Source organism: Nocardia sp. NPDC056064 (assembly GCF_042266925.1).
Classification (GTDB): domain Bacteria; phylum Actinomycetota; class Actinomycetes; order Mycobacteriales; family Mycobacteriaceae; genus Nocardia.
This window is the reverse complement of the sequence record NZ_JBHJWO010000001.1, coordinates 944,238-957,194: the sequence shown is the minus strand read 5'-3', so window position 1 is coordinate 957,194 and position 12,957 is coordinate 944,238. Positions and strand designations below refer to the sequence as shown.

Annotated in this window: 12 protein-coding genes; 6 read left to right on the top strand and 6 right to left on the bottom strand. The window is 71.6% G+C overall.

The features are described from left to right. The first annotated feature begins 12 nt into the window (after positions 1-12). Complete coding sequence (locus ACFC06_RS04355) at positions 13-1,110, top strand: glutamate--cysteine ligase (protein ID WP_375927748.1); 1,098 nt, start codon at positions 13-15, stop codon at positions 1,108-1,110. Between the two features lie 6 nt (positions 1,111-1,116). Here ACFC06_RS04355 and ACFC06_RS04350 read toward each other — a convergent pair whose 3' ends face one another. From ACFC06_RS04350 to ACFC06_RS04340, 3 genes are all read right to left on the bottom strand, one after another. Continuing rightward, positions 1,117-1,410, bottom strand: coding sequence for a hypothetical protein (locus ACFC06_RS04350; RefSeq protein ID WP_375927746.1), 294 nt, complete (start codon positions 1,408-1,410; stop codon positions 1,117-1,119). 27 nt (positions 1,411-1,437) lie between these two features. Next, positions 1,438-1,926, bottom strand: coding sequence for a DUF6328 family protein (locus ACFC06_RS04345; RefSeq protein ID WP_375927745.1), 489 nt, complete (start codon positions 1,924-1,926; stop codon positions 1,438-1,440). 135 nt (positions 1,927-2,061) lie between these two features. Beyond that, entirely contained in the window at positions 2,062-2,235 is a 174-nt protein-coding gene (locus tag ACFC06_RS04340; protein WP_375927743.1) for a CsbD family protein, read from the bottom strand. Positions 2,236-2,404: 169 nt separating this feature from the next. Between ACFC06_RS04340 and ACFC06_RS04335 the strand changes: the two genes are divergently transcribed. Continuing rightward, positions 2,405-3,100, top strand: a complete 696-nt coding sequence (locus tag ACFC06_RS04335; protein ID WP_375927741.1) for a DUF2993 domain-containing protein — start codon at positions 2,405-2,407, stop codon at positions 3,098-3,100. A 26-nt stretch (positions 3,101-3,126) separates the two neighbouring features. Here ACFC06_RS04335 and ACFC06_RS04330 read toward each other — a convergent pair whose 3' ends face one another. Continuing rightward, on the bottom strand, positions 3,127-4,560 hold the full coding sequence (locus ACFC06_RS04330) for a hypothetical protein (protein WP_375927739.1): 1,434 nt from the start codon (positions 4,558-4,560) through the stop codon (positions 3,127-3,129). Between the two features lie 110 nt (positions 4,561-4,670). After that, positions 4,671-5,687 (bottom strand): glutathione S-transferase family protein, encoded by a 1,017-nt coding sequence (locus ACFC06_RS04325; protein ID WP_375927737.1) that lies wholly within the window; start codon positions 5,685-5,687, stop codon positions 4,671-4,673. A 116-nt stretch (positions 5,688-5,803) separates the two neighbouring features. Here ACFC06_RS04325 and ACFC06_RS04320 point away from each other — a divergent pair, with 116 nt between their 5' ends. The 3 genes from ACFC06_RS04320 (at position 5,804) to ACFC06_RS04310 (ending at position 9,600) form a co-directional block, all read left to right on the top strand. Further along, entirely contained in the window at positions 5,804-6,703 is a 900-nt protein-coding gene (locus tag ACFC06_RS04320) for a D-alanyl-D-alanine carboxypeptidase family protein (RefSeq protein ID WP_375927735.1), read from the top strand. Positions 6,704-6,779: 76 nt separating this feature from the next. Continuing rightward, complete coding sequence (locus tag ACFC06_RS04315; protein WP_375935204.1) at positions 6,780-8,324, top strand: MFS transporter; 1,545 nt, start codon at positions 6,780-6,782, stop codon at positions 8,322-8,324. A 181-nt stretch (positions 8,325-8,505) separates the two neighbouring features. After that, positions 8,506-9,600 carry an LLM class flavin-dependent oxidoreductase gene (locus ACFC06_RS04310; protein ID WP_375927733.1) on the top strand — a complete coding sequence of 365 codons (1,095 nt, stop codon included), beginning with the start codon at positions 8,506-8,508 and terminating at the stop codon, positions 9,598-9,600. On the opposite strand, the gene ACFC06_RS04305 is transcribed toward ACFC06_RS04310, so the two are convergent. Beyond that, positions 9,577-11,145 (bottom strand): alpha/beta hydrolase, encoded by a 1,569-nt coding sequence (locus ACFC06_RS04305; RefSeq protein ID WP_375927732.1) that lies wholly within the window; start codon positions 11,143-11,145, stop codon positions 9,577-9,579. The genes ACFC06_RS04310 and ACFC06_RS04305 overlap by 24 nt on opposite strands. Before the next feature lie 118 nt (positions 11,146-11,263). On the opposite strand from ACFC06_RS04305, the gene ACFC06_RS04300 reads away from it, so the two are divergent. Beyond that, complete coding sequence (locus tag ACFC06_RS04300) at positions 11,264-12,904, top strand: bifunctional 3'-5' exonuclease/DNA polymerase (RefSeq protein ID WP_375927730.1); 1,641 nt, start codon at positions 11,264-11,266, stop codon at positions 12,902-12,904. The last annotated feature ends 53 nt before the right edge of the window (positions 12,905-12,957 follow it).

The following is a 12,957-nucleotide window of genomic DNA, read 5'->3' as shown; positions in this document are numbered from 1 at the left end:
AGGAGCGCATCGGTGGGCGAACACGCACTCACGGTCGGTGTCGAGGAGGAGTTCCTGCTGACCGACCCCGCCACCGGGGCACCGGCCCCGAAGAACACCGAGGTCGCCGCGGCGGCCCGCGAGGCCGGGATCGACCTGCAACTGGAACTCACCAGCTGCCAGGTCGAGACCAGCAGCGACGTGCACACCGACATCGGTGACCTGCTGGCGCAACTGCGGCTGTCGCGTCGCCGGGTGGCCCAGTGCGCGGTCGACCACGGCGTGCACCTGCTCGCGGTCGCCGTGCCGCCGACGGTGCCCGAGGGCTACCCGGTGACCGACACCGACCGCTACCAGCGGATCGCGCACACCTTCGGCATGATCGCGCACGAACAGGGCCTGTGCGGGTGCCACGTGCACGTGGGAGTCCCGGATCGCGAGACCGCGGTACTGGTGGGCAATCATGTGCGGCCCTGGCTGCCGGTCCTGCTGGCCGTCACCGCGAATTCGGCGATCTACCGGGGCAGCGAGACCGGTTACGCCAGCTGGCGCAGCATTCTGTGGCGCCGCTGGCCCAGCGCGGGACCGCCGCCGTATTTCACCTCGCTGGCCGAATTCGAATCGATCGTGGCGATGATGCGGGCCGGCGGCAGCATCCTCGACAACAAGATGGTCTATTGGGACATCCGGCCCTCGGAGTCGTTTCCCACCGTCGAGATCCGGGTGAGCGACGTCCCGGCCACCGTCGGGGAGTCGGCGCTGCTGGCGGCCCTGATCAGAGGGCTGGTCGGCACCGGATTGCGGGCGATCACCCGCGGCGACATCGGTCCGGCCGTTCCGGGAGAGCTGCTGCGCGCCGCGTATTGGAACGCCGCCCGCTTCGGGCTCGACGGCAACGGGCTCGATCTGGTCGACGGCCGGGTCGTTCCGCAGCAGCAGCTGCTGGCCCGGCTCGTCGCCCACATCGAGCCCGTCTTGCACGACTGTGGCGATCATGCCTTCGTCACCGAGGCGATCGCCGCGCTCACCGCCCGGGGTAACGGTGCCCGTCGACAGGTGCGCGCGCTGCGTGAGCGGGACGCCGTCGCCGACGTGGTCACCGAACTGGTCCGGGCGACATTGGAGGGCTGAGCGGGCTCAGTGCCCGCGCTCATCGGTGAGGTCGAGCCCCTCGGCGGCCTTGACCCGGCGATGCTCGGCGACCACGATGACGATCCCGGCGACGAGGCAGATCGCGCACACGATGCCGGCGATCGCGGCCCAACCGGCGAAGCCGTAGCCCGCCGCGGTGAGCGTGAGGCCGACCAGCACCAGTCCGAGGCCGATGAGGATGAGACCCGGCCAGTTACGGGTGTCCTCGATGGATTCTCCCGCGTGCGAACGGGTGGTGCGCTCGTCGTCGGGGAAATTGTGCGGCTGCGGAGAGTTCATCGCAGGGTCCTTCCGGATCGGAGGGGGTCAGCGGTCGGGGGTTCGCCCGCGTTCGAGCAGTGGCCACACCAGCCAGGTACCGAGGAACAGCGCGCTGAACACGACCCCGGCCGCCACGGCGGCGACGGTGCCCGCCACGATGCCGAACAGCAGCACCGCGACGCCGACCAGCGCGATTCCCAGCAGGATCACCCCGCCGATCGCGACGCGATGGGTGGAGGCGACCAGCCAGGCGATGCGGTGGCGCCGGAACAACAGCCGGTGCGCCGCCACCGGGGCGACCAGCAGCACGGTCGCGCCGATCGAGGCCGCCACCACCACCAGATACAGCACCTTGATCGGTGTGCCGGTGGTGACGAACTGCGGCTGGAACGGCAGCACCATCAGAAAACCGGTGAGCAGCTGGACTCCGGTCTGGACGACGCGCAGCTCCTGCAACAGCGACGCCCAGTTGCGGTCGAGCCGTTGCGTCTCGGTCTCGCCGCGGGCGTCGAGGTTCCAGGAATAGTCGTCCATCAGGTGACCTCCTGCCCACTGCCCGACGGCCGGGAAACCGGGCCGTCTCACCGGGCAATACCCGCTCGGTGCGGCGGCAATCGGGGCGGGGACCGCCGGGGGCCGCCCGAACGGACGGCCCCCGGCGGTGTGCGCTCAGTCGCGGAAGGCGTCCTTGACCTTCTCGCCGGCGTTCTTCAGATCGGATTTCGTCTGATCCACGCGACCCTCGCGCTCCAGATCCCGGTCGTCGGTGGCCTTACCCGTGGCTTCCTTGGCTTTGCCTGCCAGTTCCTCGGCCTTGTTCTTCGCCTTGTCAGCAAAGCTCATCGTGGCAATTCCTTTCAGACAGTTGCTCGGCCATCTCGTGACCGTGGGCCGTCCTGGGGACCCATTCAGGGCGATACCCGGGTCCTCACATCGCAAACAGCCGCGGCTGTCGGCGCTGCGCCGCGCACGGTGTCGCGCATGATGGGGGGATGGCCGAGCAGGTGAGCGCATGCGCGCGGTGCTGATACTGATCGTCGTGCTGGCGGTGGCGCTGGTCGTCGGGGACCGGGTGGCGGTGGTGGTGGCGCAGAACGAGATCGGCAGGCGGGTCGCCGCGGCCTACGACCTGCCGCAGCCGCCGCGGGTGGTGATCGGCGGGTTCCCGTTCCTGACCCAGGCCGTCGACGGGCACTATCCCGAGATCGACATCCGCGTCGGGGACTGGACCGGCGAGGACATCACCGTGCGCGACCTCGATGTCCGGCTGACCGAGGTGACCGCACCGCTGACGGACCTGCTGAACCGCCGCACCGAGAACCTGGTCGCCGCCACCGCGACGGCCACGGCCGTGGTGCCCTACGACAGTGTGCGCGGTTTCGCACCGGACGGGGTGGAGTCGGTCGCACCCGGCCCGGACGGGCTGCGGGTCACCGGGACGTTCCCGGTGCAGGGCCTGTCGATTCCCGCGATCGTCGTGGTCACGGTCGCCCCGGCCGACGACGGGATCGAGGTCACCCCGGTCTCGGCCCAGTCCACCGCCGGTGGCCCGGCCATCCCGCTGAGCCTGCTGCGCAGCGTGCTGACCTTCACCGTGCCGCTGCGTCAGCTCCCGCTGGGCGCCCGCCTCACCGCCATCGAGCCGGGCGCCGACGGCCTGCACGTCACCGCGGTCGCCCACGACGTCCCCTTCGCCGACGCGCCCTGAGCCCGATCACCCGGAACCGGCCGGGCTCAGCGCGGGGCGATCCGGAACAGCCCGCTCATGGTGCCCTGGTAGAGCGTCCGGTCGGGGGCGATGGTGCCCACCATCTGCAGGGTGTTGTGGATCGCGGTCGCGCCGATCGGCTGCTCGGTCTCGACGCGGCCGGTGGCGGCGTCGATAACGGCGTAGTGGAAGGTGTCGGTCAGTCCGGCGCTGCCGGTCGGGATCACGGTGTGCCGGGTGACGGTGTAGATCTTGCCGTCGGCCACCGACAACCGCGGAACGGCCGCGGAAAGCGCCGAATTGGTCCACACCACCCGGCATCCGGCGCCCTCGACATCCACCCGCACCATCCCGCCGGTGAACGGCGCGCTCGCCGGTTCACTCGGCCCGGCGCCCTCCGGCACGGCCGGATACGGGTAGCCGTAGGTGCTCGCCACGAACAGGCTGGTGCCCGACCCGATGGGGGAGTTCTCGGTACCGTCGACCGTCGGCACCGAGCACACCGGCGCGCCGGTGGCGGTGTCGAAGACGAGCAGGTTCTCCCGAGGCACCGCGTTGTCGGTGATCGCCAGGTACTCGGTGCCGCTGCCGGGGCCGAAGAAGGTCGGCGTGGCGCCGGTGCCCCAGGACAACTGTCCCGGCTTGCGCGCGGGGCCGCGATCGTAGGGCCGGCGCCACACCACTCGCGGTGCGCCCGCGGCGTCCACGTCGACCAGATACAGCGCGTGCGTGGTGGCGATCGCGACACCCTGCGGCGCGGAGGAGATGCTGTTGGCGACCTGCTCGCCGGGACCGAGCACGATCGAGTGCACGGCGCCGGTCGCCGGGTCGGCGAACCCGGCCGCGGCGTTGTCGGTGGCGAACCAGACCCGGCCGTCGAAGTCGGGCATCACCGAGCTCACCGCGTCGCAGTCCCCGCCACCGCAGTGTCCGGTGACGGCGGCGGAGATCTCGGTGGCCGAGTCGACGAAGACGGTCCAGCCGTCGCCGTCGTGGCGGTGCCCGATGCGCAGCAGTTTTCCGCTGCCGTCGACGGTGACCATCCGGTCACCGTCGTCGAGGTAGGCGTACACGCCGCCGAGCAGGCTGCCCTTGGCCAGGTCGAGCGAGGCCAGCGGCTGCCCACTGGCCGGATCGAGCAGGAAGACCGTCGGGGCCCGGTCGACGATCTTGGTGCACAGTGCCTGCGGCAGGCCGTCGGCGCCTTGCAGGATCGTCGGGCACGCCGCGGCGAGCTCACGGAACTCGCCGACGATGTTCCCGGTGCCGGGCCCGGCGAACGGTGTGGCGTCGGAGGATTCGGCGTCGCCGTGCATGGTCGCGGTGCCGAGCGGGCCGAGGTGGGGATTGGCCGGGGGGAGGGTGCCGAAACCCGCGGTCGCGGTGCCGGTGGAAACGGTCAGCACTGCGGCCGCGGCGAGCGCGGCGATGGCGGCCGCGCGGCCCAGTCGATCGAACACGGGCGACTCCCTGACATCTCGGTGCCGAATATTCGAACTACAGCGAACGAATATTCGCATGGCAGTCGAGAGTAGAAGCGCCCGTCGCCGATGGCAAGACGTGGGGGCGACTACCGCGCCGGGAGGGCGGGCACCTGTTCGGTGGTGTGCGGCGGGGGCGGCGGGGTGCCGTCACCGAAGGGCCTGCCGCCGAGTTCCTCGCGGTGGTGCGGGGTCAGCCAGTTGGCCAGATCCGGTCCCGCCGGGACGATTCCGGTGGGATTGATGTCGCGGTGCACCACGTAGTAGTGCTCTTTGATCTGCCCGAAGTCCACGGTGTCACCGAAACCGGGCGTCTGGAACAGGTCTCTGGCATAGGCCCACAGCACCGGCATCTCGGTGAGCTTGGTCCGGTTGCACTTGAAGTGGCCGTGGTAGACCGGGTCGAAGCGGACCAGCGTGGTGAACAGCCGCACGTCGGCTTCGGTGATGGTGTCACCGACCAGATAGCGCTGGGTGCGCAGCCGTTCCGAGAGCCGGTCGAGCGCGGCGAACAGGCGCGCGTAGGCGATGTCGTAGGCGTCCTGCGCTCCGGCGAATCCGCAGCGGTACACACCGTTGTTGACATCGCGGAACACCTCGCGGTTGATCTCGTCGATCTGCTCGCGCAGGGCCTCCGGATACAGCTGGGGCGCGCCCGGCCGGTGGTGCGCGGTCCACTCGGTGGAGAAGTCGAGGGTGATCTGGGCGTAGTCGTTGGTGACCACCTGCCCGGTCGGGATATCGACCACGGCGGGCACGGTGATCCCGCGCGGATAGTCGGGGAACCGGGCGAGGTAGGCGTCGCGCAGGTGGTGGATGCCCAGCACCGGATCCACTTCGCCGGGGTCCAGGTCGAAGGTCCAGCTGAGTTTGTCGTGGGTGGGTCCGCACAGGCCCAGCGACAGCACGGGTTCGAGCCCCAGCAGCCGGCGCACGATGAGCGTGCGGTTGGCCCACGGGCAGGCCCGCGCGGCGACGAGCCGATAGCGCCCGGACTCGACCGGATAGCCGTCCCGGCCGTCGGCGGTGATGCGCGTGGTGATGTAGTTGGTGTCGCGGCGGAACTCACCGGCTTCGACGTAGGTCCCCGCATCCGTTTCGCTCACCGCTCCAGTCTCGCAGACGCCGCGGTCCACGGCCTCGCCCGTGGAAACGCGGTGTGCCGTTCCCGCGATTCGCCGCGCGGGTGCGACACAATGTCGCGATGCGGACATTTGCCCGGATGTTGCACGCTGTTGTCGCCGGTGTCGTGGTGGGGGTCGCGGCCGGTCACGGTGTCGCGACCGCCGGTCCCACCGGAAGCTCGGATCTGCTGCCCTGGTCGGCCACCGGACCCGACGGCGTCCAGGCCGCGGGCGCGGCCCTGGCCGACGGCATCACCGGCACGGTGCTGTGGTCGCGCGAGGCGCACACCCCGGTACCCATCGCCAGTATCGCGAAGGTGATGACGGCCGTCGTCGTGATCGCCGCCAACGACCTGGAACGTCCCGTGACCGTCCCGGCCGAGGCATTCTCCTACTGCGGCAGACACGGCGGCAGTACCGCCGGGCTCAGTGCCGGTGAGGTGCTCACCGCCCGACAGTTGCTCTACGGCCTGCTGCTGCCCTCGGGCTGCGACGCCGCCTACGCCCTGGCCGAGTCCTTCGGTCCCGGCCAGGGCGGATTCATCGGCCGGATGAACGACACCGCGCGCGTGATGGGCCTGGGCGGAACGCAATTCAGCGATCCGAGCGGGCTGCCCGAACCGCACGACTACTCGACGCTGTCCACACCCGCGAACCTGGTGACCCTGGCCGTGCGTGCCATGACCATGCCGGTCTTCCGCGAGATCGTCGCCGCCAGGGACTTCTTCGTCCCCGCGGGGCCGGGCAACCGGGAACATTCCTGGGAGACGACCAACCGGCTGCTGCGCGAGTACCCGGGCACCATCGGCATCAAGACCGGCAACACCGACGCCGCGGGCCACTGCCTGCTGTTCGAGACGGTCCGCGCGGGCATCCCGCTCGTCGGCGTCGTCCTGCACAGCTCCGATCACAGCAGCATCGTGGCCAAGCAGGACGCCGAACGCATCCTGAACTGGGCCTACGACCCGATCCTGCGCGTACTGCCCGCCGCGGGCTGATCATCGCCCGTCACCGGGGGCGGCGGAGGAGCGGCGCCACGGCGTACTCGCCAGTACCGTGTGCCGGGTGAGTTCGATGATCAAATCGCCCGGCACGCAGGGACGGCCGGGCGTGGCACTGGCCGCCGTGGTGGCGGTGGTGTTCGTGACCTTCCTCGACACGACCGTGGTGAGTGTGGCGCTCGGCGCCATCCGCACCGATCTGCTGGCCGACGTCACCGGCCTGCAATGGGTCGTCAACGCCTACACGGTGGTGTTCGCCGGATTGATGCTGGCCGGCGGCTCGCTCGGTGACCGCTGGGGCCGCAAGCGCGTGATGATCGCCGGTCTGGTGATCTTCTGCGCCGGGTCGGTGGTCTCGGCGCTGGCGAGCAGCGTCGCGGTGCTCATCGCCGGGCGCGCGATCATGGGTCTCGGTGCGGCGGCGTCGGAGCCGGGCACCCTGTCGGTGCTGCGCCACATCTTCCCCGAGAGCCGCACTCGCGCGAAGGCCGTCGGTGTGTGGGCGGCGGTGTCGGGTCTGGCGCTGGCGGCGGGCCCGGTGCTGGGCGGGGTGCTGGTGCACGCCTACGGCTGGCGCTCGATCTTCTGGTTCAACCTGGTGATCGGCGCGGTCGCGCTGGTCGCGGCCCTGTGGTCGGTGCCCGAGAGCGCCGATCCCCGGCAGGAGCCGGTCGACTGGGCGGGTGCGGTACTCGGCGCCACCGCCTTCGCGACGGTGATCTACGCCGCCACGGTCGGTGCGGACTGGGGCTACACCGCGCCCTCGGTGCTGGCGTTGTTCGCGGTCGGCGGGCTGGCGCTGATCGGGTTCGTCCTGGTCGAGAAGCGAGTCCGCGCACCGATGCTCGATCTGCGCTATCTGCGGCTACCGGTGGTGCGCAGTGCGCTCGTGGTGGCCTTCGCCGTCTACTTCGGGATCTTCTCGATCTTCTTCTTCACCGCGCTGTATCTGCAGGTGATGAAGTCCTATTCGGGGGCGCGCACGGCCGGGATCTTCGCGCCCATGGCCGTCACCATCGTGCTCGGCGCCCTGGTCGCGGGCTTCTGGGTGGCTCGCCGGGGCGCGCGTCTCCCGATGATCCTCGGCTGTGTGGTGGGCGCCGGGGGCATCCTGCTGACCCGCTGGGAGCTGGCGGGCACGCTGCACGATCCGTGGCTGGCCGCGGCGATGGGTGTGGCCGGGCTCGGTTTCGGGATCGCGGTCGTGCCGCTGACCTCGGCGGTGCTCTCGGGGGTCCCGCCCGAGCATTCGGGCATGGCCGCCGCGGCGACCAATACGATGCGCCAGATCGGTTCGGCCTTCGGCGTGGCGGTACTGGGCGCCCTGGTGAGCGGGTTCCTGTCCGCGGATCTGAAGGCCAGGATGACCGAACTGGGCCTGCCGACCACCCTGCAGTACGACGCCATCCAGGCCGTCGAGCGGGGCGGAATGCCGGAGGGCACCAACATCACCCAGTATCTGCCGTACTGGTCGAAGGTCTCCGAGGCGTTCGAACTGGGCAAGGTGGCCTTCCACCACGGGCTCGAGGTCGCCCTGCTGGTGTCGGCGATGATGATCCTGCTGGCGGCGGCGTTCGCCACGGTCGACGGGGTGCGCCACCGCGCCGACATCACCTGAATCCCGCTCGGCGGGATTCTATTCCGGGACGCGGGCGATCCGCCCAGCTCAGGGCCGCTGCGCGGGGTTCGTCCGCGCGCCGCGCGCCCGTGGCGGTGTCCGCGGCGGGTCGATACTCGGCGGGCCGGGTTCATCGCCCGGCACGACGCCGTCGACCGTCGCGCACCGAACGGAAACCCGCATGAGTCTCGAATTCCTCTGGTACATCCCCAATCAGGTCACCCCGGGACACCGCGGCGAACCCGTCGCCGCCGACCACAACAGCCTGGACACGCTCACCGCGCACGCCAGGGCCCTGGAGGCCAACGGCTGGAAGGGCGCCCTGCTCGGCACCGGCTGGGGCCGTCCCGACACCCTCACCGTCGCCGCGTCGCTGGCCGCGCGCACCGAGACCTTCGAACCGCTCATCGCCATCCGACCCGGGTACTGGCGGCCGGCGAACTTCGCCTCCGCCGCCGCCACCCTCGATCATCTGACCGGCGGCCGCGTGCGGGTGAACATCGTCTCGGGCAAGGACGATCTGGGTGCCTACGGTGACAGCGAAGGCGACCAGGCCGACCGGTACGCCCGCACCAGGGAATTCCTGCAGCTGGTGCGCAAGCTCTGGACCGAGGAGAACGTCACCTACCGCGGCGAACACTTCCAGGTCACCGATTCCACCGTGCAGCCGCGCATCGTCGTCCGTGGCGAGCGCCGTCACCCGACCCTGTACTTCGGTGGCGCCTCCGCGGCCGCCGAACGCGTCGCCGCGACCGAGGCCGATGTCCAGTTGTTCTGGGGCGAGCCGCTCGACGGCGTCCGCGAACGGATCGAACGCCTGCGCGCGCTGAGCGCCGAACTGGGCCGCGAGCACGCGCCACTCGAATTCGGCCTGCGCATCACCACTTTCGTGCGCGACACCACCGAGCAGGCGTGGGCCGACGCCGAGGCCAAGGTGGCCGAGATGGCGAAGAGCGCCGGCGGCGAACAGCCGCGCCGCCGGGCCGCGGTCGGTCAGCAGCGGCTGCTCGACCTGGCCGCGCGCGGCGACGTCCTCGACGACAACCTCTACACCGCGCCCGGCCGCTACGGCGGCGGGGGAGCGGGCACGACCTGGCTGGTCGGCTCCGCCGAAGACGTCGCCAAGTCGCTGCGCCGATACCGCGACCTCGGCATCACCCACTTCGTCCTGTCCGACACCCCCTACCTGCGCGAGATCGAACGCCAGGGCTCCCAGCTGCTGCCCCTGCTGCGGGACCGACCCGGCGAGGACTCAGTCGCCGTCGGCGAAGGGTAGCCGGTCGGCCGTGCAGGTCGTCGTCGCCGGAACCTCGAGGTCGACGAGGTAGCGCTCGCGCAGCTCGCTCACGCAATCGCCGGTCGGCTCGTGCCCGTAGCCGTCGGTGACGACCACCAATCGGGCGGCGCCGAGCGCCTGCGCGGCGCGTTGGGCGCCCGACAGCGGTGTCGCCGGATCGAATCGGTTGTTCACCAGCAGCGCGGGCACGGAGGAGCGCAGGGTCCACGGGCCCCGATAGCGTTGCGGGAAGCCGTCCGCGGGGCTCGGCCAGGTCGCGCACGGCTGCCGGAGGTAGAGCCAGAACGGCCCGAAGAACGGGGACCGCGCGGCGCTGTCCGCGGCGAACTCGGGCCAGCGGTGGGCCAGGCCGCCGACGGAATTGTCGGCGCAGGAGATCGCGACGAAGGGGTCGAGGAAGTCGCCGGTGAGGGCGACCGCGTCGAGGACCTGACGGACCGTCGCCGGATCTCCGTCCGGTCCCGCCGCGAGTTCGCGCAGCAAGGCCGCCAGCGCGGGCCAACCCTGGTGCGGGCGGTAGAGCAGCATGGCGTGTGCCTGGACCAGGTGGCCGTGGGTCACCGAGACCGACTGCCCGCCGGTGCCGACCCGGATCGGTGCCGCGGCGGACTGTTCGAGTAGCGCGGTGTCGCGGGCCAGGACCTGTTCGGCGGGTCCACCGCCGAACGGGCAGCGCGCCTCACCGGCCGCGGCACACAGCCGGGCGAATTCGGTACGCACCTCCTCGGTGCCCTGGGCCGTCCGCGCGATATCGGCGCGGCTGTCGAGGGTGTAGCCCTCGGGATCGACGATCGAGGACAGGTGCAGGGCACGGACCCGATCGGGGAACAGCGCGCCGTAGGTCATGCCCAGGTAGCTCGCGTAGGAGCCGCCCTCGTAGGTGAGCGCGGGGTCGCCGACGGCGCGCCGCAGCAGCTCGAGGTCGCGTGCGGCATCGGCGGTCGTCAGATGGGCGACGAGCTCGCCACCGAACTCCGCACAGCCCGCGGCGAATCGGGCACTGTCGTCCTCGACGGCCCGCTGTTGGCGCGCATCGGTCGGCGGAACCGGCAGACCGAGCCAGAAGTCCCGCTGCGCCGCCGGGTCCGCGAAGCAGCGCAGCGCGGCGCTGCGCCCGATGCCGCGCTGATCGAAGGTGACCACGTCGAATCGCTCGCTCACCGTGCCCGGGAACATCGCGCCCCCGGCGGCCCAGTCGATCCCGGAACTGCCCGGCCCGCCCGCCGCGGTGAACAGGGTGCCGATCCGGTGCGCGGGATCGAGGGCCCGCTGCCGCACCACCGCGAGTTCCAGGACCGGGCCGTCCGGGCGCGCGTAGTCGAGCGGGACCGGTACCCGCGTGCAGTCGTATGCCGCCAGTGCGGGTTCGGCGCAGGTGGTCCAGGTGATCTCGGGGGTGGGGACGGCGTCGGCCTGGGCGGCCAGGCTCGCGGCCGTGGCCGCCGGTGTGGTGGTCGCCGGGCCGCAGCCCGCGGCCAGCAGGGATGTCACCGCGAGGGTGGCGAGAACTCGGGTAGCGGACATGGATTCATGATCGAGCGGCGCGCGACCGGTGTCGTCCCCCGTTCGGCGGACCCGGACCCTGAGATCAGGCGGAGTGGGCCGCGCCGAAGGTGTCGTACCCCGCTGCCAGACTCGGACCGTGCGATGGGCGATAGCGGAGTCGGGTGACGGTGGCGCGCGCCTGTGCCCGCTCGACCAGGAGGGCGCCCCCGCCGGGCCGGTGCTCACCGAAGCGTCCCTCGCCGAGGCCGTGCGGTCGCGTCCGGAGGTCGAGCGGTGGGTGTGGCGGTCGACCGCCGAGATCTACCGGCCCTTGCTGGCGGCCGGGGTGCGGGTCGAGCGCTGTTACGACGTGCAGGCCGCCGAAGCGTTGCTGATCGGGCACGAGGAAGGCCAGTCCGGGCAGGCCAGGTCGCTGGCGGCGGCGTGGGCGCGTCTGCACCGCCTGCCGGTTCCGCCGGACGCGCCCGCGCGGGCCGCCGAGACGGAGCCCTCGCTGTTCGACTCCGCGCCGGTACCGCTGCCGCCGGGCGTCGACGAATTCGACGCGCTGCTGGCGGTGTACGCGGGGCAGGTCGCCCGGACCGCGCGCACCGAACATCCGGACCGGATGCGGTTGCTGCTGGCGGCGGAGTCGGCGGGCATGCTGGTCGCCGCGGAGATGGCGCGGGCGGGGATCCCGTGGCGCGCCGACATCCACCGCGAACTGCTCGACACCCTGCTGGGCGAACGCTTCGCGGGCGGTTTCGAACCGCGCCGGATGGCCGAACTGGCCGACGAGGTCTCGCGGGCGTTCGGGATGCGGGTGCGGCCCGATCTGCCCGCCGAGATCGTGCGCGCCTTCGCCCGCGCGGGGATCGAGGTGTCCTCCACCCGCAAATGGGAGTTGCAGCGTGTCGACCATCCCGCGGTCGCCCCGCTGCTGGCCTACAAGTCGCTCTATCGCGTGCACACCGCGCACGGCCGGTCCTGGCTCGACCAGTGGGTGCACGGCGGCCGGTTCCGTCCCGAATACCTCCCCGGCGGTACGGTCTCGGGCCGCTGGACCACCAACGGCGGTGGCGCCCTGCAGATTCCGAAGATCATCCGCCAGGCCATCCGCGCCGACCCCGGCTGGACACTGGTGGTCGCCGACGCCGCCCAGATGGAACCACGCGTCCTGGCCGCCGTGTCCCGCGATCCCGCGCTGATGGCCGCCGCGGGCCGCCGCGAAGACCTCTACGCCGACCTGGCCGCCCGCGGCTTCGGCGGCGACCGCGCCCGCGCCAAACTCGCCCTGCTGGGCGCCATCTACGGCCAGACCTCCGGTGACGCCCTCACCCACCTCGCCGCCCTGCGCCGCCGCTACCCCGCGGCCGTGGCCTACGTCGACGACGCCGCCCACGCCGGCGAGGAGGGGCGGCTGGTACGCACCTGGCTGGGCCGCACCTGCCCGCCGGTCCTCGCCGAGGACACCCTCGCCGGCTTCACCGGCACCCCGGCCGCCCGCGCCCGCGGCCGCTTCACCCGCAATTTCGTGGTCCAGGGCAGCGCCGCCGACTGGGCCCTGCTGGTCCTGGCGGGCCTGCGGCACGCGCTCACCCACGCCGGATTGCGGGCCGAACTGGTGTTCTTCCAGCACGACGAGGTGATCGTGCACTGCCCGGCCGAGGAGGCTCCGGCCGTCGTCGCGGCGATCGATACGGCATCCGACACCGCGGGCCGGATCGCCTTCGGACCGACCCCGGTGCGCTTCCCCTTCACCACGGCGGTCGTCGACTGCTACGGAGACGCCAAGTGAGGTCACATCGCCGCCGGGCAACCGCGTCGCGGGAGACACCCTGGCGGTTCCCG

Coding starts and splice junctions, on each gene's coding strand:
- ACFC06_RS04350 (WP_375927746.1), bottom strand. CDS start 1,410: ATGAACTCTCCGCAGCCGCACAATTTCCCCGACGACGAGCGCACCACC.
- ACFC06_RS04345 (WP_375927745.1), bottom strand. CDS start 1,926: ATGGACGACTATTCCTGGAACCTCGACGCCCGCGGCGAGACCGAGACG.
- ACFC06_RS04340 (WP_375927743.1), bottom strand. CDS start 2,235: ATGAGCTTTGCTGACAAGGCGAAGAACAAGGCCGAGGAACTGGCAGGC.
- ACFC06_RS04335 (WP_375927741.1), top strand. CDS start 2,405: ATGCGCGCGGTGCTGATACTGATCGTCGTGCTGGCGGTGGCGCTGGTC.
- ACFC06_RS04320 (WP_375927735.1), top strand. CDS start 5,804: ATGTTGCACGCTGTTGTCGCCGGTGTCGTGGTGGGGGTCGCGGCCGGT.
- ACFC06_RS04315 (WP_375935204.1), top strand. CDS start 6,780: ATGATCAAATCGCCCGGCACGCAGGGACGGCCGGGCGTGGCACTGGCC.
- ACFC06_RS04310 (WP_375927733.1), top strand. CDS start 8,506: ATGAGTCTCGAATTCCTCTGGTACATCCCCAATCAGGTCACCCCGGGA.
- ACFC06_RS04305 (WP_375927732.1), bottom strand. CDS start 11,145: ATGTCCGCTACCCGAGTTCTCGCCACCCTCGCGGTGACATCCCTGCTG.